This window comes from Psychrosphaera sp., from assembly GCF_982872775.1.
Genome location: NZ_CEYNSH010000007.1, coordinates 37,183 through 59,798 on the forward strand (window position 1 = coordinate 37,183; position 22,616 = coordinate 59,798).

A 22,616-nucleotide genomic window follows, 5' to 3' on the forward strand; every position below is an offset into this window, starting at 1 on the left:
TCAACGGAGGTAGTTAGAAATATGACAGAAGTTAGTTTAGATAAACTAGCCCAAGATGTGGGTACTCCGGTTGAGAAGCTGGTTTCACAATTCGCCGAAGCAGGTATTAAAAAGTCTGCTGGTGATATGGTTAATGAAGCTGAGAAAAAGCAATTACTTGACCACTTGAGCAAAGCACACGGTGGCGAAGGCGCAGAGCCGAAAAAAATGACTCTGCAGCGCAAAACCAAAAGCACATTGAGTGTAAATAGCGGCTCAGGTAAGTCGAAAAACGTTCAAGTAGAAGTTCGCAAAAAGCGTACTTTTGTAAAGCGTAGTGCAGAAGAGTTAGCGGCTATCGCTGAAGCTGAAGAAAAAGCAAAACGCGAAGCTGAAGAACAAGCAAAGCGTGAAGCGGAAGAAAAAGCTCAGCGCGAAGCAGAAGCTAAAGCGAAGCGTGAAGCAGAAGCGAAAGCCAAACGCGAAGCTGAAGAAAAGCGCAAAGCAGAAGCAAAAGCGACACAAGCTAAAAAGCCTGCTGAAAAGAAAGCTGTTAAAGAAGAAACAGCGGAAGAGCAACGTATTCGTCTAGCTCTTGAGCAAGAAGCGCTTAAGAAAGCTGAAGAAGAAGCGGCTAAGCTTGCAGAAGAAGCTCGTAAACTTGCTGAAGAAAAAGCAAAAGAGTGGGAAGAAGCGGAAGCACAGCGTAAATATAAATTAGAGCACGAAAAAGAAGAAGATCTTCACGTTCATAGCTCTGTTTATGCTCAGCTAGCTGAAGATGACCAAGACAAGCAAGAAGAGAAAAAATCTCGTCGTAAGAATAAGAAAAAGTCAGCTCAAGGTGATGATGGCTCTGGTCGTCGTAAAAAAGGCAAGCAGTCTAAGAACCAACATGCTTTCCAAAAGCCTGCAGCTCCGGTAGAACAAGTTGTTAAAATTGGTGAGACAATCACTGTTGCAGAGCTTGCAAACAAGATGGCCGTAAAAGGCGCTGAAGTTGTTAAGCAAATGATGAAGATGGGCGAAATGGTAACCATCAACCAAGTTCTTGACCAAGAGACTGCGAGTCTAGTGGTAGAAGAAATGGGTCATAAGTTTGTTCTTACTAAATCAAATGAATTAGAAGAGACCTTATTAGCGAACCGTGAATCAGGTGAAGGTGAGGCGGTAACACGTGCACCAGTTGTAACCGTTATGGGCCACGTTGACCACGGTAAGACATCGTTACTAGATTACATCCGTAAGGCAAGCATTGCAGACGGCGAAGCCGGTGGTATTACACAGCATATCGGTGCTTACCACGTAGATACTGACAATGGCATGATCACGTTCCTAGATACTCCTGGACACGCGGCGTTTACATCAATGCGTGCACGTGGTGCTAAAGCAACAGATATCGTTGTTCTTGCCGTTGCTGCGGATGATGGTGTTATGCCTCAGACTAAAGAAGCGGTGCAGCACGCAAAAGCGGCTGGCGTTCCTTTAATCGTAGCGGTTAACAAAATCGATAAAGAAACAGCTGACCCAGATCGTGTTAAAAACGAACTATCTGCTCTTGATGTTATCCCTGAAGATTGGGGTGGCGATACACAGTTTATTCATGTATCAGCCAAAACGGGTCAAGGCATTGAAGAACTTCTAGAAGCAATCAGCTTAAACGCTGAAGTACTAGAGCTTACTGCGGTTGACCACGGTGCGGCGCACGGTGTTGTAATCGAATCACGTCTTGATAAAGGTCGTGGTCCAGTTGCTACTGTACTTGTTCAAGAAGGTGAGCTTAAGCGCGGCGATATCGTTCTTTGTGGTTTTGAATACGGTCGTGTTAAAGCGATGAAAGATGAGAACGGTAAAGAGATTCAAATTGCTGGCCCATCTATCCCAGTAGAGATTTTAGGTCTTTCTGGTGTGCCTCAAGCAGGTGACGAAGCGACTGTTGTTCGCGATGAGCGTAAAGCGCGTGAAGTAGCGAATGCACGTCAAGGTAAATACCGTGAAGTGAAACTGGCACGTCAGCAAAAAGCAAAACTTGAAAACATGTTTGCAAACATGGAAGAAGGTGATGTTTCAGAACTTAACATCGTTCTTAAGACAGACGTACAAGGTTCATTGGAAGCGATTTCAGATTCATTAGCTAAACTTTCAACAGATGAAGTTAAAGTTAACATCGTTGGTAGCGGTGTAGGTGGTCTTACTGAGACTGACGCATCACTAGCTCAAGCATCTAATGCGATTGTTGTTGGCTTTAACGTTCGTGCCGACGCAAGTGCACGTCGTCTAATGGAACAAGAAGACATTGATTTGCGTTATTACAGCGTTATCTATGACTTGATTGACGAAGTTAAGCAAGCGATGTCAGGTATGTTAGCACCAGAATTTAAGCAAGAAATCATCGGTCTAGCTGAAGTACGTGACGTATTTAAATCGCCTAAGATTGGTGCGATTGCGGGTTGTATGGTTACTGAAGGTAACGTTAAACGTAACAACCCAATCCGCGTACTACGTGACAACGTTGTTATTTACGAAGGTGAACTAGAGTCACTACGTCGCTTTAAAGACGACGTACAAGAAGTTCGTAACGGCATGGAATGTGGTATCGGCGTTAAGAACTACAACGATGTTAAAGTTGGAGACATGATTGAAGTCTTCGAAATCGTTGAAGTTAAACGTACTCTATAAGCCTAGAGACAACGCCTAGGTAATTGAGAAAAAGGGGCGTCGAGCCCCTTTTTTGTGATTCAATATTACAACAAGCTTAAAAGTTGAGTTTGTAATAATTCATTAGGTAGACCAACCTTTTGATTAGACTACTTTAGGAGAGAAAAGTGCAAAGAGACTTTTCGAGAACAGATAGAGTTGCACAACAAGTGCAGCAAGAAATCGCGATGATCTTACAACGCGATTTTAAAGATCCTCGTGTAGGCTGGACTACAGTTTCAGCCGTAGAGGTATCTAAAGATTTAGCATACGTAACTGTGTTTGTTACTTTCTTTGGTAAAGAAGGTGAAGAAATAGAAGAAACCATCGAAATATTAAATAAAGCCGGTGGTTATTTCCGTTCTGAAATTGGCAAGCGCATGCGTCTTCGAATCGTACCTGAGGTTAAGTTTGAGTATGACAACAGCTTAGTTACCGGTATTGAAATGTCGAGGAAAGTTGATGATGCCATCAACAAAGACAAAAACCGCCGTGCCGAATCAGGTGAAAACCCAGTAGAAGACGCGGACGACTAATCGATGGGACGCAAACGTAAAGGCCGTGCAATTAACGGTATCGTGTTAGTTGATAAGCCACAAGGCGACTCATCAAACAACATTTTACAAAAAGTAAGAGCCATTTATGGTGCGGCCAAAGCAGGTCATACGGGGGCACTTGACCCACTAGCAACGGGAATGTTGCCGGTTTGTCTAGGTGAAGCCACAAAGTTTAGTCAGTACTTATTAGACTCAGACAAGAGTTACTTTGTAACGGCTAAATTTGGTGAGCGCACTGACACTAGTGATGCTGATGGTGAGATTGTAGAAACGCGTCCGGTTGACATATCGGTTGAACAAATTGAAAAGTTCAAGGCAACATTGACGGGTGGCATTCAACAAGTCCCAACTATGTTTTCTGCGTTAAAACACAATGGTCAGCCGTTGTACAAACTTGCTAGACAGGGGATTACGGTAGAACGCGCAGCGAGACCTATTACGATTTTTGAATTTGAGTTGTTGGACTTTCGTGGTGATGAAGCTGATTTCCAGGTGCGTTGTTCGAAAGGTACTTACATTCGAACGCTAATTGATGATCTCGGGCAATTACTTGGTTGTGGTGCTCACGTTAAAGTTTTACGACGTACTCAAGTGGCTAACTATCCGAGTGATAAAATGTTAACCCTCGACCAAATTCAACATTTAAAAGACAGTAATCTTGATGAGTCTTTAAAGGTTGAAGGCGATCGTTATAGCGGTGTTGATTATTCTGAGTTAGACAGCCATTTATTACCGATGGAAACTGCACTAATTGGTTTACCTAAATTAGTTCTACCCACAAAAGACATTCAAACCTTAAGGTTTGGTCAAACAGTACCATTGAATGAAGACATGGTATTAGCAAACCAAGCGATTTTTGAAGCCAAATTACACGAAGACCCAGAAGCAGAGTTAATTGTCTTTAGCAAAGAAGACAATGAGTTTGCTGGTGTTGTTGCTTTCTCTCAAAACGAAGTGAAAGTAAAACGATTGGTTGTAGTACCAAGCGGCGAATAACACTTGAATTTAACTTTGATTTAGCTTGAATTTAGCTTTGATTTAGGTAGAATGCGCGCTCTTGTTTTGAACTCGTGTTAAAGCAAGAGCATCCTGTTGTGGCTGAGTTAGTGATCGGCTACAACCACATTTATTATTTTTAGGAGAGACTTATGTCACTAAGCGTTGAAGAAAAAGCAGCAATCTTAGCTGAATTTGGTGCGAACGAAAAAGATTCTGGTTCTGTTGAAGTTCAAGTTGCATTATTAACTGCAGACATCAACAAACTACAAGGCCACTTTGCTAGCCACAAGAAAGACAACCACTCACGTCGTGGTCTTTTACGTAAAGTTAGCCAACGTCGTAACCTTTTAGACTACTTAAAAGGTAAAAACCTTGAGCGTTACAATGACTTGATCAAGCGTTTAGGTCTACGTCGCTAATATTTCGGATTTCCGAAAATAGAAAAAGGAGCATTTATTGCTCCTTTTTTTGTGCCTGTCATTTAATTTTAATGGCATTAGATATTGACCTACGTATAATATGCCGCGAACTTATATGAAAATAATAGATTTGGTCGGCGTGAGTGCATGTGAAGTTAAATGTACTCGATATAAACCGCGCTCAAAGAAAACAGCCAAATCGCAATGAAAGGAAAAAAACGTGACTCCAATTATTAAAAAATTCCAGTATGGTCAGCACGAGGTCACTCTAGAAACGGGCGTCATCGCACGTCAAGCTACTGCTGCTGTAATGGCAAGCATCGGCGACACATCTGTATTTGTATCAGTTGTTGGTAAAAAAGAAGCGAAAGAAGGTCAAGACTTCTTCCCTTTAACAGTTAACTATCAAGAAAAAGCATACGCTGCGGGTAAAATCCCAGGCGGTTTCTTCAAGCGTGAAGGTCGTCCTTCAGAAGAAGAAACACTAATTGCACGTCTAATCGACCGTCCAATTCGTCCATTATTCCCAGAAGGTTTCAAAAACGAAGTACAGGTAGTTTGTACCGTTGTTTCTGTAAACCCTGAAATCCAACCAGACCTAGTTGCAATGATCGGTGCATCAGCAGCGCTTTCAATCTCTGGTATTCCATTTAGCGGCCCAATCGGTGTTGCTCGTGTTGGTGTTGTTGACGGTCAATACGTTCTTAACCCATCACAAACAGAATTAAAGACTAGCGACCTAGATTTAGTTGTTGCTGGTACTGAAAATGCGGTTCTTATGGTTGAATCTGAAGCAGCTGTATTGTCTGAAGAGACAATGTTAGGTGCGGTTGTATACGGCCATGACGAAATGCAGAAAGTTGTAACGGCAATCAACGAATTTGCTGCTGAAGTTGGCAACCCAGTATGGGAATGGTCAGCGCCAGAAGAAAACACAGACCTTAAAGCAAAAGTAGCTGAGTTAGCAAAAGAAGGCATCGATGCGGCTTACTCAATCGCTGACAAAATGGCTCGTTACGACGCCGTTGGTGAAGTTAAGAAAGCAACAATTGCTAAATTAGAAGAAACACTAAGCGAAGAAGAATTCAACGAGAAAGAAATCTCAGAATTAGTTCACGACTTAGAGAAAGACGTTGTACGTTCTCGCATCTTAGCTGGTGAAAAGCGTATCGATGGTCGTGACCCAGACATGGTTCGCGCACTTGACGTTAAGACTGGTATTTTGCCACGTACTCACGGTTCTTCACTATTTACTCGTGGTGAAACTCAGGCAATCGTTACTGCTACATTAGGTACAGAACGTGACGCACAAATCATCGACTCACTATTAGGCGAGCGTCGTGACAACTTCATGTTGCACTACAACTTCCCTCCGTACTGTGTTGGTGAAACAGGTATGATTGGTTCGCCTAAGCGTCGTGAAATCGGTCACGGTCGTCTTGCGAAGCGCGGTGTTGCTGCTGTTATGCCTACTCAAGAAGAGTTCCCGTACACGGTTCGTCTAGTATCAGAAATCACAGAATCTAACGGTTCTTCTTCAATGGCGTCTGTTTGTGGTTCATCTCTTGCGCTAATGGATGCAGGTGTTCCAATCAAAGCATCTGTTGCTGGTATCGCGATGGGTCTAGTGAAAGACGACAACAACTTCGTAGTTCTTTCTGACATCCTTGGTGACGAAGATCACTTAGGTGACATGGACTTTAAAGTTGCGGGTACTTCAGAAGGTATCACAGCACTTCAAATGGACATCAAGATTGAAGGTATCACTCGTGAAATCATGGACAAGGCACTTGTTCAAGCTAAAGCGGCTCGTTTACACATTCTAAGTGTTATGGACGAAGCGATTGGCGGTCACCGTGAAGAGATGTCTCAATTTGCGCCTCGAATCTACACAGTTAAGATTCCACAGAAGAAAATTGCAGATGTTATCGGTAAAGGCGGTGCAACTATCCGTGCTCTTACTGAAGAAACGGGTACAACGATTGAAATCGAAGACGATGGTACAGTTAAAATCGCTGCGACTGATGGTGCAAGTGCAGAAGCGTGTATCGCTCGCGTTAAGCAATTAACTACTGACCTAGAAGTAGGTAAGACTTACCAAGGTAAAGTTGCACGTATCGTAGACTTCGGTGCATTCGTAAACGTACTACCAGGTAAAGATGGTTTAGTTCACATTTCTCAAATCTCTCAAGAGCGTGTTGAGAATGTGGCTGACGTACTATCTGAAGGTCAAGAAGTTCAAGTTAAAGTACTTGAAATCGACCGTCAAGGCCGTGTACGTCTAAGTATGAAAGAAGCAGTAGAAGCATCTGCTGAATAATAACTTTTATACGTTTTCGATCTAAAAGAGAGCCTCGGCTCTCTTTTTTTGTGCCACACTTATTTTTAGTAGGCGTTTTATGGTATTAATAAGACGTTAAGAAAAGGAGTAACCATGAAATTTGCTGGCCTAATGCTAATTGCCGCGACATTGTTTTTAAGCGGTTGTGCGACAACTGATAAAGTCCCTTCAAATAGTGAGCCACACTATGTGAATGATGTCGTTATTTCTGAGCCGTTGCGTGTCGATTATAAAAGCGAATTAGCGATTGCCAAACTAACTCAAATTATTAATCACGCTCAGCTCGAAAAAGAAAAACTTGCCGAGTTACTCTATGACCGTGGTGTAATGTATGACAGCCTAGGGCTTCGCTCTTTAGCACAATTAGATTTTCGCCGTGCGTTAGAACACAAACCTGATTTTGCCGATGCCTATAACTTTATCGGTATTCACCTGACACTGATGGGCCAGTATGCTCAAGCGTTTGAAGCTTTTGACTCTGCTCTAGAAATTGATCCTCAGCACAAGTACGTTAAGCTCAATCGCGGTATTGCATTGCATTACTACGGTCGCAACGAGCTAGCGATGGAAGACTTTGAACAATTTTACTTTGAAAAGCCACAAGACCCGTACCGTGCAATCTGGTTGTATTTTTCTGAGCTTGCAGCAGATGCAGAAGGGGCAAGAATGAGACTGGTGTATAACTCAACTCAGCTCAATCACACTGACTGGTCGTTTGATATTGTCGACTTGTTGTTAGGGAACCTAGATGAGCAAACTTTTATTACCAATATGGGCAAAAACTTAACATCTCAGCGAGAGTTGGCCGAGCGTCTGTGTGAAGGCTATTTTTACCTCGCTAAAATGTCTCTCAATAATGGTAATGATGAAAAAGCTAAAAACTATTTCCGTTTGGCGTTATCTACAGGTGTACACGAGTTTGTTGAATACAAATACGCGTGGTTAGAATTAAACAAATTATACGAAAAGGCGCGATTGCAATATGAGGCCTCCCTCATTAATTAATCCAGCGTTGAATCCATTTTCATTGAACAACGATCCATTAGCGACTCGTATCGTTTTTTCGTTAAAAACGATATTGGTCGCCTTTCTTATTCTTGTTAATCCCTCCGATACGATCATTACTTCAGAAGATGAAGTAAAACGACATTTTGCTGAAGATGGCAGCTATTTGTTTATGGCCGCCCATTACCAAGATATTGAAGCCTCTTATCAGGTTTATTTACAAACGGGTGAGTTAGACTTTTTAAAACAAGCCGCTTTGAAAGGACAAAAAGATGCAATTTGGGATTGGTATCAATACCTAGCAGCGAGTTATAGCCTTGGGCATCAGCGCAATCTAAATCGTCACTCAAATAAAAAGCCAAATAGTAATTCAGATAATAGCCAGCACCTTGACCATTACAGTGACATCAAAATTCCGCAAGTCCAGCTGGCTAATACTCGTCAGATTGACGTGGACTTTTGGTTTGAAAGGGCGGTGTCAATCAAACATCCGCAAGCTTTGATGTTGCGTGCGAACCAATTACTGAATGAACAAAAGTTTGAACAGTTAGGCGTGTTCTTAAATAGTGATGCGGTGCGCACAATCTTAACGCCCAAAACAGCGCAAGGAGCAAAACCGTTTCGTAACAATGACGTAACGCAATCCTTTACCCATATAAAACAAATAGTTGAATTATTTAATGACCCAGAAGTTATTTATCAGACCAACCTCAACAAAGTAAATTGGATAGATCAGGAATCACCCGATAAACCTCTCTCGTGCTCTTCTCCGGTGTTACTTTTAGCGGGAAACCATGCGCAGGCGAATAAGCTTTTAAACCTTTCTACAGCATTGGACAGCCTTGTAGCGCAATACCCAAACCTTCAAGGCAATCCGTATTGTTATACTAAGCCGATCATTGAGCCACGATTATTAGCTATTTGTCAAAATGATAACTTGATGAGAGCAAGTTGTGATCAGCAAGCGTTGTCGTTTATTTTAAATCAATATGAAACGTCATTGAGTGAGCAGAAATACACTATTGTAATGGTGGCGTCCGGGCTTGCTAATGTTCGTGAAAATGTGATGTTTTTAAGTGAAGAGGCTCAAACTAATTTATTACTTCACGAGCTCGCTCATTGGTCTGGTCTTATTGATGAATATCCACTGCGCAAAAACCAGCAATCTATAGTATGCCGAGGTGAAATACCTTACTGGCCTGGTAAAAATGTATTGATTGCCAAACACTCTATCTCACAACAAAGTCTAGAGCTTACCTTTAAACAAACGTTGTGGCCGACTAATACCTGTCAGGGCACTGCCTATAAAGCCTACAAAACTCAAGCTGCACCGAGTGTTATGGAGTATTTTGATGCGCCACTTACTCAAGATTACCTTCATATGATATTTAGTGATTAACTTAATATAAATACCGTCATATCGTTGTCATCTTTTTTTTATATCGTTCAATCTCCCTAAAGTGAAGTGTGCACTTGTGTTGGGCAAAGTTGCTCGATAATGGTGATTACTCGCGTTCAAAGAAAGACTTGCAGCAACGATAGTTGTTTAAAAACATATAGTTATGTTTTGGGCATGAAACTTTCAATCTTTCGATATTGAACAAAACCGGAGATGATTATGTTAGACAATGAACGAGTATTAAAACATCAGGTTGTAGCTGAAATCGCAGCGAGTGGCCGTCTTATCGCAGACGTTGCACAAGAGTACGGTTTATCAAACAAGCGTGTCTATGAATGGGTTAAATTAAAACGTAAGAAAAGCAAGTCATCTAAGCGTAAATCGAATCGTCTTAGCTAACAACAGATTTACAAAAGACAAAAAAAACCCTCCATGAGGAGGGTTTAAAAATCAATGGTTGGGAGAAACCATTTAAATTTTTACTGGTTAACCATTATGGTTGATATGAAACATCCATATTTACACCAGAGTAAGTTTGGTAAGCACGGATACCGATGTGCCATGTTCCAGCAGTTGGGTTGCTGATTGAACATGATTCAGTATTACCACCTTTGTAAGGACGGCAATCAAATGCCGACGTTGTAGGTTGTGCACCAAAGCGGATGTATAAGTCTGCATCACCAGAACCACCGTAAGTGTTTACATCAAAGCTAGACATACCTGCAGGTACATCAATTGTGTAGTACTTCCAGTTGTTACGCGAAGCGCTGATGTTGTTTACTGTAGTGCTGAAGCCTTGACCACCTGTTGCAGGCTCAGTGAAGCTGCCTGTTAGGCTAACGCCGCTAAATGCTGTGTAGCCGATAACTTTTACATAATATGTACCCGCTTGAACATTTGAGATGTTACAAGTTTCGCTGTTACCGTTTAACCATGGACGACAGTCATAAGTCGAAGTCGTAGGGCTTGAACCAAATCGAACGTATAAGTCCGCATCACCTGTACCACCACTCATTGCGAATGATAAGTCAGTTGCACCAGCTGGAACATTAAGAGTGAACTCTAGCTCTTGACCACCTGAACCACTAAGGCCAGTTACCGCTTGACCATTCGTTAATTCAGAACCACCAGTTGGAGGAGGTGTGGTACCGCCACCACAGTTGTTTGCTAGGTAATCAGAAGCGGCTTTAGTTTGAACCAAACCGTAACCAGTTTTGTCATCACGACCAGCAGTTTCTAAGTCGATAGCGGTTGCTTTCAACGCTGCACGTACTTGCTCTGCAGTACATGAAATGTTGTTAGACCAAGCTAATGCTGCAGCACCGGCAACGTGAGGGGTCGCCATTGAAGTACCATTGTAATATGCGTAGTCTTGGTTAGCCGTAACAGTAATTGATGCTGTTTGACCTAAACGACCTAACAACTCTTGACCTAATGCACGGTTTACCGATACATGAGGTATGTTTACTGCGTTTGTCGCATCAACAAGGAATGGGTTTTGAAGACCTGGACGGTCCGCATTACTATAAACAATGACACCAGATGCACCAGCATCAGCACACGCTTTTGCTGGGTTAATTTCTGGGTAGTTGCTGCCTTTTTGGTTGTCATTACGTTCAGCAACACAGATGTTGCCTGCAACGTTTGAACAGTTGTAAGTAGACCCTGTCCATGTACAACTTGCTAATTGACCATTCGCTGTGCCATTAACATTTTGAACCACATAGCTAGAGCCACTTTGAACATAGTGAGTTTGAGGAACAACACGGTCATTCGCCCAAGTTGTGCCACCGACTGTGATTGAACCTAAACGTCCGTCACCAGCAACGGTAGATAATACCGCTTCACCAGGACCGGCGATTTCAACTTGTGGAGTAAACTGAGAGAACTCAGCGTGCTTGCCAGTTTCATCAACCGCACCTACCGCCATAACAGTATCGTAAGACGCTGGGTAAGAAAGGCTTGCGTCACCATCGTTACCAGATGCAGCGATTAATAATACGCCCTGTGCAGAAGCAGCTTCTAAGCCATTACGTTCCGCATTACTTGCAGACGGGCCACCAAGACTCATGTTTACAACTTTGGCACCATTATCAACACAAGTGTTAACTGCAGTAACTAGGTCAGAACTATAGCCCCAGCCACTTTCGTTAAATACTTTAACGATGTGTAAATTAACATTTGTATTAGGAAGGACGCCTACAACACCTTCATTGTTGTTAACACCAGCAATCGTACCTGCTACGTGTGTACCGTGAGAGCCGCCAGCTTGGTACCAGTTACCTGTGCCAGGATCATTTGTACCAGTTGCATTGTTTGCCGCTAGGTCTGGGTTTGTCGCTTCATAACCAGAGTCAATGATACATACAGTCATGTTGCCCGCTTGTGCATCAGACACTTGGTCAGCTTGAATGTTCGGGATACCCCAAGGCACATTCTCAGACATTAAGTAACGGACTGGATCCATCTCTGCAACTTTGATGTTCTTATCTTTGCGGATGGCATCTAGGAATGCTTTACGCTCTTTGCGATTAATTGACTTTGCTAGCTTAAAGATATGCTTTTTGTTTTTAAGCTTACGTTTATGCTTAATTGATTTGTTTTTCTTAAGGGCCTTACGAAGGCGCTTAGCCATTTTTTTAACTTCGCGTTTAGTATCTACACCTTCAAGATACTCAACAATAAATTGGTCAGTTTTGTCTTCGAATAGCATTTCACGTTGCTTGGCTTTCCATGCGCCAAATTCAGACGCTGTGCCTACGTGTGCTTTTTTTTCTACTTCTTGGAGGTTGGCTGCTTGAACTGAGCCCGCGCCTACTATTGCTGCTGTTGCTAGAGCAACGGCTGACAATGCAGGTGTCTTATTTTTGGTATTAGTCATCTATCATGTTCTCTATTTTTACCGAATCATTGCGTTCGGTTTTATTATTAGATGCAATCCTTTGACGTGAGACCTACGCTTAAAACCCAACTTCTAGATAGGTATTTCCGGTAGCGCAGAACAAGAACCTATCTTTTTTAAAAGCAGAATTGTAGAAAAATTTTTCTTTAAATAAGTATTACTGTGGGCCAGCGGAAGAAAGGATGTTCGAATTGAAAAATATTTTCTGAACTAAGAGTGGTGAAATAACTAGCTTGTTTCGATTTTTGTTTAATCAAATTTTAGATAAGAAAAACTAATGTCAAAAAAGTATTACAAAATGTTAATTAAATACATATGTATAAAAATTGGGTAAAAAGTAGGCGAGATATTTAGTCTTCAGTTAACAAAGGTTTAAGCATTCCTTCCAATCCATTTAGTTTTACTTCATAAACTAAAGCTAGTTGCTCCCCGAGCTTGCCATTAGGAAAACCTTGTTTGTTAAACCACACTAAATAAGGTTCTGGTAGTTGAAGCAATTTACGTCCCGCATATTTACCAAAAGGCATTTGAGTATTGATTGCTTCAATTAACTGTTGTTGATTCATAAGAGTGTTGTTTTGGCCTACTTCTGGATTCTGGAATTAGAAAAGGAAATGATAAATAAGTTCCATAAAAAAGCAGCGAATGGTTCGCTGCTTTGTACATATATAAATAAAGCTGTTTATTACTCGTCTTCAATACTTCTTAGTAGCGCGTTTACACCAACTTTAGCACGTGTTTGTGCGTCAACTTTCTTAACAATGATAGCTGCGTATAAAGAGTGGCTGCCGTCTTTTGAAGGTAAAGAACCAGGAACAACAACAGAACCCGCAGGAACTCGGCCATAAGTAATTTCACCGGTTTCACGGTCATAAATACGCGTTGATTGACTGATGTAAACACCCATCGAAAGTACCGAACCTTCTTCAACTACAACACCTTCAACAACTTCTGAACGTGCGCCAATAAAACAGTTATCTTCAATGATCGTAGGGTTCGCTTGCAGTGGCTCAAGTACGCCGCCGATGCCTACGCCGCCAGATAAGTGAACGTTTTTACCGATTTGGGCACACGAGCCAACCGTCGCCCACGTATCAACCATAGTACCGTCGTCAACATAAGCACCGATATTAGTGTAAGAAGGCATCAAGACAACGTTCTTACCGATGTAAGAACCTTTACGCGCTGTAGCAGGTGGTACAACACGCATACCTTGATCTTTAAAGTCTTCAGCTGTGTAGTTGGCGAACTTGCTGTCTACTTTGTCCCAGAAGTTGGTTTCTGCACCATCCATTAATTCGTTGTCACGAATTCTAAATGATAATAAAACGGCTTTCTTTAACCATTGGTGAACTACCCACTCACCGGCAATTTTTTCTGCTACTCGAGCTTCACCGCTGTCGATTAATTCGATAGCTTGTTCAACTGCAGATTTTACTTCTTCAGTTACGGTAGAAGGAGTAATGCTTTCGCGATTGTCAAAAGCACTCTCTATGATGGATTGTAGGTCAGACATGAGGATCCTTAAATCATTTGTTAACTAAGCTCGGCTGTTAAAGCCTCGACTAAATCTTGTTTTTGTTGCTCATCGAGTTTTTCGCGATGAGCGGTGGAAATCTTAAAAATATCTTCTGCCTTTTCACCATTAGTGGAGATTTTGGCAGAGTACAACAGCACATTATTATCAAAGAATATCTGAGCTATTTTTGCGAGTAATCCAGGTTTATCTAACGCGGTGAGTTCCATCATGTCGCGTTTATTGCTCTTGGCATCCATAAAACGAACCCGGACAGGAATCTTAAACTGTTTGATCTGTCTAGGTACACGTTTTTGAGCGCGTGTTATTGACATTTCACCTGTTAAGACTTGCTCAATTGTTTGTTTTATATCCAAACGTCTTTGTTCAGATGTGATTACGCCATTATCTTTATCCAAAATGATAAAGGTATCAATTAAATATCCGTCTTTTGTATTAAGAATATGAGCATCGGCGACGTTGACATTTTTATTATGGAAAACAGATACAATATCTTTAAATAAACCGGCTCTATCTTTGGTGTATACAAAAACTTGTGTTCCACCTCGAACTGCTTGGTCACTAAGCCATACTAATGGCTTTTTGGTTCTCTGTTTGTGTTCAAGTAAATGTTCAGTATGCCATGCAACTTGTTGCGCACTGTGGCGTGAAAAGTAAACCGTCCTAAACTGTTTCCAAATCTGTTCTGCGCGTTCGAGGTTTAGGTCTTTTTGTTCTAATAAAGCTAAAGCTTGCTCTTTGTGGGCTTTGGCTGTCTCACGCATATCTTTGGTATTTTCTAGGCCTTGGCGCAGGACTCGTTGTGTCGCAAGATAAAGGTCAGCGAGAAGGGTGTTTTTCCATTCATTCCATAGATTAGTATTGGTGGCCCGAACATCGGCAACGGTTAAACAGTATAAGTTGTTTAAGCGGTTCTCATCACGCACTTTTTTGGCAAATTCGTTGATAACACCAGGGTCATAGATATCATTTTTTTGAGCTGTAATTGACATAAGTAAGTGATTGTCCACTAACCAGCTAATTAGCTTGGTGTCAGTGTTAGGTAAACCATGCAAGCGACCAAAGTGGGTTGCATCAATAGCTCCTAACTTGGAGTGATCACCACCTCGCCCCTTACCGATGTCGTGGAAAATTCCGGCTAAAGTTAACAGCTCAGGTTTATCTAGTTTTTTGTAAATCTCGCTACAAATAGGGAATTCGTCTTTACACTCTGGCAATGAATATCTGTGAATGTTTTTTAAAAGTCGGTGTGTATGTTCATCAACCGTATATGCGTGAAACAAATCAAATTGCATTTGGCCGACAATGTGTCGCCAGTTAGGCATATAGTAAGCCAATACACTGTGGCGCATCATTAAAGTGAATGCATGGCCTAACGCATTTGGATGACGTAAAAAAGTCATGAAATTACTACGACACTTTTCTAGGTCGTGCAAATCGCCCATTAAACGACGACGAACTCGACGCAATAAACGAATAGTATCTGAGTGTAACGTTTCAATTTCAGGGTGGTCGGCTATCAAGATAAACATCTTGATGATATTAGCTCGATAGAAAAACACATCGTTGTGGCGCACCAACATTGAACGCCCATGAAGAGCAAAGTCATCATCAATAATGGTCACCTTTGACTCGTTACCTAAGATGGCGGAGTTAAATCGTTGTAACAGCATGGTATTGAGTTCGGTGACACGTCTAGCGACTCGAAAGAAACGCTTCATCATACGCTCGACCGCCGCCTTACCATCGGTACCGAAGCCCATTTTCTCTGCTACTTGGGGCTGGTAATCAAAGAGCAACCTGTTTTCGTTACGGCCAGCGACTAGATGAAGCGCAAAACGCATTTGCCACAAATAGTCACGACATTCCAACATCTCTTGATATTCATCAGGTAAAAGGTAGTCATGTTCGACTAACTCAGCGGTATATTGGGTGTTGAAGTGTTTTTTGGCCACCCAAGAGATGGTTTGTAAGTCTCTTAAACAGCCAGGGTTGGCTTTTAAATTCGGCTCCAAATTGTACGACGTTGAATGATATCGAGCATGACGTTGCTCTTGCTCATCGCGTTTTGCCAGATAGAAGGCTTTACTAGACATGAAACCCGACTCTGTGAGTTTGGTTTCCAATGAATCAAAATTAATCTTGTTACCACAAATCAGCCGACGTTCCATCAGGTTAGTTGCGATGGTGATGTCATCAGCAGCGACATTAATACATTCTTTGATGGTGCGAACCGAATGTCCTACATCAAACTTAAGATCCCACAACGTCGTCAAAAACTGAGAGATTTTTTCGTTAGCCGATGAAGATAACTTTTTGCTTGATAGCAATAATAGATCGATATCGGACTCGGGATGCAATTCGCTTCTGCCAAAACCACCAACGGCCATTAAAGTAACGTCATTCTCTTCGTGAAGCAGACAATGTTGCCATACATTTAATAAAACAAAGTCGACAAACGTCGCGCGAGCTTGAACTAACTTTCTGACGGATATCAAATTAAATTGTTGAGCGCTCCAAAGAGCAAATTCTTCTAATCTAGCCTTGTAAACGTTCAGGTCAAAGGGTTGCGGAAGTGGCGACAATAGCTCGTTTGGTATCTTGGATTTCACTTTAATTCCTTTTGTACAATCAAACCTTATTTCAATCGTTGGGCTGGCTAGCTATTGGAGCTCGCATCTAAAAAACACCAAGACTTAAAGCCATAAAAAAAGAGCGATAAAAATATCGCTCTCATAGTGTATTAGTGTGAAATGACTCGTGGGAAGTCCTCATCACTGCGTAAGGTCAACACCTCAACGCCATTTTCTGTTACTAACAAAGTGTGTTCCCACTGTGCAGATAACTTGCGGTCTTTTGTTACGGCCGTCCATTGATCCGGCAGCACTTTTAGTTTGTGTGTGCCAGCATTTATCATAGGCTCGATGGTGAAACACATGCCCGCTTTTAATTCTTCGCCTGTACCACGGCGACCATAATGGACGACTTGTGGCTCTTCGTGGAAACCTTCACCAATACCATGTCCGCAAAAATCTCGAACCACTGAATAAGAATGAGACTCGGCATGTTTTTGAATCACCGCACCAATGTCACCTAAGCGGCAACCTGGCTTCACTAACTCGATAGCTTTGTACAAACACTCTTGTGTCACTCGGGCTAAACGCTCGGCCATGATGGTTGGTTTGCCAACAAAAAACATTTTGGACGTATCACCGTGGAAACCATCCTTAATAACCGTTACGTCGATGTTGACACAGTCACCTTCTTTTAGAGGTTTGTCGTCTGGAATCCCGTGACAGATCACATGATTAACCGATGTACAGATTGACTTTGGAAAAGGAGGGTGACCATAGTTAAGTGGTGCTGGTACACAGCCTTGAACATCGACTATGTAGTTGTGACAAATCGTGTTTAGCTCGTTGGTAGTAACACCAGGCTTCACATGCGGCTCAATCATTTCTAAAACCTCTGATGCAAGGCGTCCTGCAACACGCATTTTTTCGATTTGTTCTGGCGTTTTAATTACCGCACCCATATAACCCTCACTTTTTAATCTGATGAACAACAACCGAGTCTAACAAAAAATGAACGATTTTTTGACCATTTGGTTGTGTTTTGTAGTCCTATTATGGTATAAAGCGCGCCTTATTTTTACAAAGGTTTTTTGAGTTTTTACTTAAATCATTTTTGCACTAATAAGAACGCGGTCTGGATTTAAGGGTTGTAACCCAATTTTTAAAGTCGCCGCAAATAAACTTTTAATTTAAATAACACACATATATCGACACGTTCTCCGGGGTGCTGAGCTTAGGCTTGGTCGGTAGAATGGGATATATGGAGGCCTAACCCCAATAGAGGATTATAAAATGGCAAACGTATCTATGCGTGACATGCTACAAGCTGGCGTACACTTTGGTCACCAAACTCGTTACTGGAACCCTAAAATGAAACCTTTCATTTTCGGTGCACGTAACAAAGTTCATATCATCAACTTAGAAAACACTGTACCTATGTTCAACGAAGCACTTGATTTCATCAAGTCTGTTTCTGCGCGTAAAGGTAAGATTTTATTCGTTGGTACAAAGCGTGCGGCAAGCGAGTCAATCAAAGAAGCTGCGATTGCTTGTGATCAGTTTTACGTAAACCACCGCTGGTTAGGTGGTATGTTGACTAACTGGAAAACAGTTCGTCAATCTATCAAGCGTTTAAAAGACTTAGAAGCACAAGCTGAAGACGGTACTTTTGAAAAGCTAACTAAAAAAGAAGCTTTAATGCGTACTCGTGAAATGGAAAAGCTTGAGAAGAGCCTTGGTGGTATCAAAAACATGGGCGGTTTACCTGACGCGATTTTCATCATCGACGCAGATAACGAGCACATTGCTATCGCTGAAGCAAACAACTTAGGTATTCCTGTAGTTGCAGTTGTTGATACTAACTCTAACCCAGACAACATCGATTATGTTGTTCCTGGTAACGACGATGCTATCCGTGCAATTCAGTTATACACTAACTCAGTTGCTGCGGCCGTTAAAGAAGGTCGTGCTAACAACATCGAAGCGCAAGCTGAAGATTTTGTAGAAGCTGAAGCTTAATTGTTGTAACAAATCGTTCATAACGATTTAATAATTGCATCAATTTCTAGGGGTCATAATTATGGCCCCTAATCCAAATTATATAAGTTAGTGCCTAACTCGATTAGGCGGTAACCGTACAAATTAGAGGACAAGACCATGGCAGTAACTGCTGCATTAGTTAAAGAACTTCGTGAACGCACTGGCGCGGGCATGATGGATTGTAAAAAAGCCCTAACTGAAACTAACGGTGACATCGATTTAGCGATCGAAAACATGCGTAAAAACGGTCAAGCGAAAGCTGCTAAAAAAGCAGGTAACGTTGCCGCTGAAGGTACAATCATCATCGAAAACGGTGAAGGTTTTGCTGCATTAGTTGAAGTTAACTGTCAAACAGACTTCGTTGCTAAAGACGAGAGCTTCTTAGGTTTTGCTACTAAAGTTGCTAAGTCAGCAGCTGAAGCAAAAACAACAATCGAAGACTTACAAGCTAAGTTCGAAGAAGACCGTGTACAACTAGTTGCTAAAATCGGTGAAAACATCAATGTTCGTCGTTTAGCATACGTTGACGGTGCTGAGCTTGCTTCTTACCGTCACGGTGAGAAAATTGGTGTTGTTGTTGCTGGTTCTGGCGACGCTGAAACACTTAAGCACGTAGCGATGCACGTTGCTGCTTCTAAGCCTGAGTTCGTTAACCCTGAAGACGTTCCAGCTGAAGTTGTAGAAAAAGAGAAAGCGATCCAAGTTGAAATCGCAATGAACGAAGGTAAGCCTCAAGAAATCGCTGAGAAAATGGTTACTGGTCGTATGAAGAAGTTCACTGGTGAGATCTCTCTTACTGGTCAAGCTTTCATCATGGAACCTAAGAAATCTGTTGGCGACATGCTTAAAGAGAAAGGCGCTTCTGTTTCTACATTCGTTCGCTTAGAAGTTGGCGAAGGTATCGAGAAGAAAGAAGAAGATTTCGCAGCTGAAGTTGCAGCTCAAATCGAAGCAGCTAAAAACGCTTAATAAACGCTTTTTAGACTGATACAAAAACCGTAATGGGGCGACCTGTTACGGTTTTTTTGTTTTGTAAAACCGCAAAAATTGACATAGAATACGCCGCAATTTGCACCTCTTAATCAAATCACAAACCAGGAGCCGGAATGACCACGAAGCCAGTTTTTAGAAGAATATTGTTAAAACTTAGCGGTGAGGCGTTAGTAGGGGAAGAGGGTTTTGGTATTGATCCAAAGGTTCTTGACCGTATGGCGCAAGAAATTAAAGAGTTGGTTGAGCACGATATCCAAGTGGGTGTAGTGTTAGGTGGTGGTAACATTTTCCGTGGTGCGCCTTTAGCTGAAGCTGGTATGAACCGCGTCGTTGGCGACCACATGGGTATGCTTGCAACCGTAATGAATGGTTTAGCGATGCGTGATGCTCTTCACCGTGCACACGTAAACGCACGCTTAATGTCAGCCATTCCTCTAAAAGGGGTGTGTGATGACTATTCTTGGGCTGAAGGTATTAGTTTATTGAAGAGTGGCCGTGTGGTAATTTTTAGCGCAGGTACAGGTAATCCATTCTTTACTACCGACTCAGCGGCTTGTTTACGTGGTATTGAAATCGAAGCCGATGTAGTATTAAAAGCAACAAAGGTAGATGGCGTGTATTCGGATGATCCAGTTAAGAATCCAGAGGCGACCTTATACCGTGAATTAGATTACCAAGAAGTTATCGAAAAAGAATTAAAAGTAATGGACTTAGCTGCGTTCACTTTAGCAAGAGATCACGGCATTCCAATTTGTGTCTTCAACATGAACAAGCCAGGTGCGCTAAAACGTGTCATTATGGGTGAAGAAGAAGGCACAATCGTTACCAAATTAGACAAATAATCAGAAAAACTGCGAAGGAATTTTACTGTGTTAGATGAAATCCAAAAAGATGCTGATGTACGCATGGACAAGAGCATTGAAGCTCTTCAAAACCAATTAAACAAGATTCGTACAGGTCGCGCGCACCCTAGCTTACTAGATGGTATCCAGGTGTCATACTACGGTGCAGACACGCCTCTAAACCAAGTTGCCAACGTAACGATTGAAGATAGTCGTACGCTTGCGCTAACGGTTTTTGATAAGTCATTAACTCAAGCGGTAGAAAAAGCGATTTTGACTTCAGATCTAGGGTTAAACCCAATGTCTGCAGGCACGGTTATTCGTATTCCACTTCCTCCACTAACAGAAGAGCGTCGTAAAGACCTTGTTAAAGTGGTTAAAGGCGAAGTAGAAAATGGTCGTATTGCAGTGCGTAATATTCGTCGCGACGCAAATGGTGATATTAAAGCGTTGTTAAAAGACAAAGAGATTTCAGAAGACGAAGCACGTCAAGCGGAAGACGAAATCCAAAAGCTAACAGATGCGAAGATGAAAAACATCGATGCAATGTTTGCAACAAAAGAAAAAGAGTTGATGGAAATTTAATCCATTTACTAGCAAGTAGTATAAAAACGCCGTTGCAGTCTTACCTCGCGGCGTTTTTATTATCAAGTAGGTTTGAAAAAGATGGCAAAGAGCGACGTTGTAGACCAAGTCCTAACGCACTATTCTAAATCGATTCCACAACATGTTGGGATCATTATGGATGGTAATGGACGGTGGGCACAACAAAAAGGAATGCCAAGAGTTTATGGCCATAAAAAGGGTGTAGACTCAGTAAGAGAAGCGGTACGATTTTCACGTAAAGTAGGGATTAAATCCCTGACTCTTTTTGCATTTTCCAGTGAAAATTGGAAGCGACCGGAAGACGAAGTATCCGGTTTGATGGAATTGTTTATGTTGGTTTTGACCAAAGAAGTCAAAACGTTGCACAAAAACAATGTTAGATTAAAAGTGATTGGTGACATCACTGGTTTTAGTGACAAAATTCAAAACAAGGTTGCTGAGGCCCATGAGTTAACAGCACAAAACACTGGATTAACACTCAATGTTGCGGCTAATTATGGCGGACGTTGGGATATGGTCAATGCGGCCAAGCAAGTTGCCCAAAAAGTGGCTTCCGGTTCGGTAGACATCAACCAGATTGATGAGGCGATGATAAATGAACATACCAGTCTGGCAGAACAGCCAGAGCTGGACTTGTTAATTCGCACCGGCGGTGAGTCTCGAATTAGTAACTTTTTACTTTGGCAGTCTGCCTACGCGGAACTGTTTTTTACGCCGGTATACTGGCCCGAATTTGATGAGTTAGCCTTTGCTCAAGCAATTGAAGCATTTGCAGGAACCGAGCGAAGATTTGGTTTGACTGGCGAACAAATCAAGTCAAACGGTTAAATAGAAATAGGATTTTAGTTTGTTAAAACAACGAGTAACGACAGCAATTATTTTAGCTGTGATTTTATTAGCGGCATTGTTTTTGATGCCTTTTGATTGGTTTGCTTGGGCTGCGCTAGCGGTGTTTGGTTATGGCGCTTTTGAATGGAGCAAATTATCCGAAATTAAGCAGTTTAAATATCAATTGTTGTACGCCCTCGGTACGGTAATTACAGGCGCCGCGATATACGCTGCGTTCCTCAAGTTTGAATTATGGACATTGGAAGGTAATTTAACTGAAAATAATTATTGGATAATGGTGTTGGCCTGTATTTGGTGGACCATCAGTTCTTTTCTCGTCCTTATTTACCCACGTGGGAACCGTGTTTGGCAGCATCAGCCTGTTGTTAAAGCCGTGTTCGGTTACTTAACCCTTGTCCCAGCTTGGCTAGCGTTATTAACTATCCGCGAATGGAACTACTTTAGTGATAAAGATGCAGGCGCTTGGTTAGCCTTATTTGTTTTTAGTATTGTTTGGGCCGCGGATATTGGCGCCTATTTTGCCGGACGTAAATTCGGTAGCCACAAATTAATGCCAAATGTGAGTCCAGGAAAAACCATCGAAGGTCTCATCGGCGGTATAGTCGCGGTGATTTTGTTGACTCTTTGGATGTTATGGCAACAAGATATCGAATTTCAAAACTGGCTATTACTAGCAAGTTGTTGCGTGGTTATCGGTGTTATTTCAGCGTTTGGAGACTTAAGCGAAAGTATGATCAAACGCGATGCGGGTATGAAAGACAGCGGTAATATTTTACCTGGTCATGGCGGCTTATTAGACCGTATTGACTCTTTGACGGCGGCTATGCCGGTGTTCTTGGTTTTCTTTAGTCATTTTTATTTGTAAGCCAGTTCCTTAG

The 22,616-nt window shown here is 41.9% G+C and carries 19 protein-coding genes; 14 read left to right on the forward strand and 5 right to left on the reverse strand.

Annotated elements, in window-relative coordinates:
* Positions 1 to 21 precede the first annotated feature (21 nt).
* The 8 genes from infB (at position 22) to AC4E96_RS03530 (ending at position 9,795) form a co-directional block, all read left to right on the forward strand.
* A complete protein-coding gene (infB, locus tag AC4E96_RS03495; RefSeq protein WP_490254921.1) occupies positions 22 to 2,658 on the forward strand; it encodes a translation initiation factor IF-2 in 2,637 nt (878 codons plus the stop codon).
* 146 nt (positions 2,659 to 2,804) lie between these two features.
* Positions 2,805 to 3,212, forward strand: a complete 408-nt coding sequence (rbfA, locus tag AC4E96_RS03500; RefSeq protein WP_488031928.1) for a 30S ribosome-binding factor RbfA — start codon at positions 2,805 to 2,807, stop codon at positions 3,210 to 3,212.
* 3 nt (positions 3,213 to 3,215) lie between these two features.
* A complete protein-coding gene (gene truB / locus AC4E96_RS03505) occupies positions 3,216 to 4,229 on the forward strand; it encodes a tRNA pseudouridine(55) synthase TruB (protein ID WP_490254922.1) in 1,014 nt (337 codons plus the stop codon).
* A gap of 152 nt (positions 4,230 to 4,381) precedes the next feature.
* Entirely contained in the window at positions 4,382 to 4,651 is a 270-nt protein-coding gene (gene rpsO / locus AC4E96_RS03510) for a 30S ribosomal protein S15 (RefSeq protein WP_208832862.1), read from the forward strand.
* A 220-nt stretch (positions 4,652 to 4,871) separates the two neighbouring features.
* Positions 4,872 to 6,971 carry a polyribonucleotide nucleotidyltransferase gene (gene pnp / locus AC4E96_RS03515; protein WP_490254923.1) on the forward strand — a complete coding sequence of 700 codons (2,100 nt, stop codon included), beginning with the start codon at positions 4,872 to 4,874 and terminating at the stop codon, positions 6,969 to 6,971.
* A 114-nt stretch (positions 6,972 to 7,085) separates the two neighbouring features.
* The gene (nlpI, locus tag AC4E96_RS03520) at positions 7,086 to 7,997 is read left to right on the forward strand and encodes a lipoprotein NlpI (protein ID WP_488031925.1); all 912 of its coding nucleotides are present in this window, start codon (positions 7,086 to 7,088) and stop codon (positions 7,995 to 7,997) included.
* Entirely contained in the window at positions 7,975 to 9,396 is a 1,422-nt protein-coding gene (locus AC4E96_RS03525; RefSeq protein ID WP_490254924.1) for a hypothetical protein, read from the forward strand. Before nlpI ends, AC4E96_RS03525 begins: the two co-directional genes overlap by 23 nt.
* Before the next feature lie 219 nt (positions 9,397 to 9,615).
* The gene (locus tag AC4E96_RS03530) at positions 9,616 to 9,795 is read left to right on the forward strand and encodes a transposase (RefSeq protein WP_488031923.1); all 180 of its coding nucleotides are present in this window, start codon (positions 9,616 to 9,618) and stop codon (positions 9,793 to 9,795) included.
* 94 nt (positions 9,796 to 9,889) lie between these two features.
* On the opposite strand, the gene AC4E96_RS03535 is transcribed toward AC4E96_RS03530, so the two are convergent.
* The 5 genes from AC4E96_RS03535 to map form a co-directional block, all read right to left on the reverse strand.
* Positions 9,890 to 12,277, reverse strand: coding sequence for a S8 family serine peptidase (locus AC4E96_RS03535; protein WP_490254925.1), 2,388 nt, complete (start codon positions 12,275 to 12,277; stop codon positions 9,890 to 9,892).
* A 371-nt stretch (positions 12,278 to 12,648) separates the two neighbouring features.
* Positions 12,649 to 12,864: a DUF3820 family protein gene (locus AC4E96_RS03540; protein ID WP_488031921.1), complete on the reverse strand. Its 216-nt coding sequence runs from the start codon at positions 12,862 to 12,864 to the stop codon at positions 12,649 to 12,651.
* Positions 12,865 to 12,983: 119 nt separating this feature from the next.
* Positions 12,984 to 13,814, reverse strand: a complete 831-nt coding sequence (dapD, locus tag AC4E96_RS03545; RefSeq protein ID WP_490254926.1) for a 2,3,4,5-tetrahydropyridine-2,6-dicarboxylate N-succinyltransferase — start codon at positions 13,812 to 13,814, stop codon at positions 12,984 to 12,986.
* Positions 13,815 to 13,834: 20 nt separating this feature from the next.
* Positions 13,835 to 16,447 carry a [protein-PII] uridylyltransferase gene (gene glnD, locus AC4E96_RS03550; protein ID WP_488031919.1) on the reverse strand — a complete coding sequence of 871 codons (2,613 nt, stop codon included), beginning with the start codon at positions 16,445 to 16,447 and terminating at the stop codon, positions 13,835 to 13,837.
* A gap of 131 nt (positions 16,448 to 16,578) precedes the next feature.
* Positions 16,579 to 17,370 carry a type I methionyl aminopeptidase gene (map, locus tag AC4E96_RS03555; protein WP_488031918.1) on the reverse strand — a complete coding sequence of 264 codons (792 nt, stop codon included), beginning with the start codon at positions 17,368 to 17,370 and terminating at the stop codon, positions 16,579 to 16,581.
* Between the two features lie 331 nt (positions 17,371 to 17,701).
* Here map and rpsB point away from each other — a divergent pair, with 331 nt between their 5' ends.
* The 6 genes from rpsB to AC4E96_RS03585 all read left to right on the forward strand — a co-directional run bounded on the left by rpsB (position 17,702) and on the right by AC4E96_RS03585 (position 22,603).
* Positions 17,702 to 18,427: a 30S ribosomal protein S2 gene (gene rpsB / locus AC4E96_RS03560; protein WP_488031917.1), complete on the forward strand. Its 726-nt coding sequence runs from the start codon at positions 17,702 to 17,704 to the stop codon at positions 18,425 to 18,427.
* 138 nt (positions 18,428 to 18,565) lie between these two features.
* Entirely contained in the window at positions 18,566 to 19,417 is an 852-nt protein-coding gene (gene tsf, locus AC4E96_RS03565; protein WP_488031916.1) for a translation elongation factor Ts, read from the forward strand.
* Positions 19,418 to 19,554: 137 nt separating this feature from the next.
* Positions 19,555 to 20,283, forward strand: coding sequence for a UMP kinase (gene pyrH / locus AC4E96_RS03570; RefSeq protein WP_488031915.1), 729 nt, complete (start codon positions 19,555 to 19,557; stop codon positions 20,281 to 20,283).
* A 27-nt stretch (positions 20,284 to 20,310) separates the two neighbouring features.
* Positions 20,311 to 20,868: a ribosome recycling factor gene (gene frr, locus AC4E96_RS03575; RefSeq protein WP_488031914.1), complete on the forward strand. Its 558-nt coding sequence runs from the start codon at positions 20,311 to 20,313 to the stop codon at positions 20,866 to 20,868.
* 81 nt (positions 20,869 to 20,949) lie between these two features.
* Positions 20,950 to 21,717 carry a polyprenyl diphosphate synthase gene (gene uppS, locus AC4E96_RS03580; protein WP_488031913.1) on the forward strand — a complete coding sequence of 256 codons (768 nt, stop codon included), beginning with the start codon at positions 20,950 to 20,952 and terminating at the stop codon, positions 21,715 to 21,717.
* Between the two features lie 19 nt (positions 21,718 to 21,736).
* On the forward strand, positions 21,737 to 22,603 hold the full coding sequence (locus AC4E96_RS03585) for a phosphatidate cytidylyltransferase (protein WP_488031912.1): 867 nt from the start codon (positions 21,737 to 21,739) through the stop codon (positions 22,601 to 22,603).
* Positions 22,604 to 22,616: the final 13 nt, after the last annotated feature.

What these genes read in the sequence shown, in the direction of transcription:
- infB (WP_490254921.1), top strand. Translation starts at nt 22, where the DNA reads ATGACAGAAGTTAGTTTAGATAAACTAGCCCAAGATGTGGGTACTCCG.
- truB (WP_490254922.1), top strand. Translation starts at nt 3,216, where the DNA reads ATGGGACGCAAACGTAAAGGCCGTGCAATTAACGGTATCGTGTTAGTT.
- rpsO (WP_208832862.1), top strand. Translation starts at nt 4,382, where the DNA reads ATGTCACTAAGCGTTGAAGAAAAAGCAGCAATCTTAGCTGAATTTGGT.
- nlpI (WP_488031925.1), top strand. Translation starts at nt 7,086, where the DNA reads ATGAAATTTGCTGGCCTAATGCTAATTGCCGCGACATTGTTTTTAAGC.
- AC4E96_RS03525 (WP_490254924.1), top strand. Translation starts at nt 7,975, where the DNA reads ATGAGGCCTCCCTCATTAATTAATCCAGCGTTGAATCCATTTTCATTG.
- AC4E96_RS03530 (WP_488031923.1), top strand. Translation starts at nt 9,616, where the DNA reads ATGTTAGACAATGAACGAGTATTAAAACATCAGGTTGTAGCTGAAATC.
- AC4E96_RS03535 (WP_490254925.1), bottom strand. Translation starts at nt 12,277, where the DNA reads ATGACTAATACCAAAAATAAGACACCTGCATTGTCAGCCGTTGCTCTA.
- AC4E96_RS03540 (WP_488031921.1), bottom strand. Translation starts at nt 12,864, where the DNA reads ATGAATCAACAACAGTTAATTGAAGCAATCAATACTCAAATGCCTTTT.
- dapD (WP_490254926.1), bottom strand. Translation starts at nt 13,814, where the DNA reads ATGTCTGACCTACAATCCATCATAGAGAGTGCTTTTGACAATCGCGAA.
- map (WP_488031918.1), bottom strand. Translation starts at nt 17,370, where the DNA reads ATGGGTGCGGTAATTAAAACGCCAGAACAAATCGAAAAAATGCGTGTT.
- rpsB (WP_488031917.1), top strand. Translation starts at nt 17,702, where the DNA reads ATGGCAAACGTATCTATGCGTGACATGCTACAAGCTGGCGTACACTTT.
- tsf (WP_488031916.1), top strand. Translation starts at nt 18,566, where the DNA reads ATGGCAGTAACTGCTGCATTAGTTAAAGAACTTCGTGAACGCACTGGC.
- pyrH (WP_488031915.1), top strand. Translation starts at nt 19,555, where the DNA reads ATGACCACGAAGCCAGTTTTTAGAAGAATATTGTTAAAACTTAGCGGT.
- uppS (WP_488031913.1), top strand. Translation starts at nt 20,950, where the DNA reads ATGGCAAAGAGCGACGTTGTAGACCAAGTCCTAACGCACTATTCTAAA.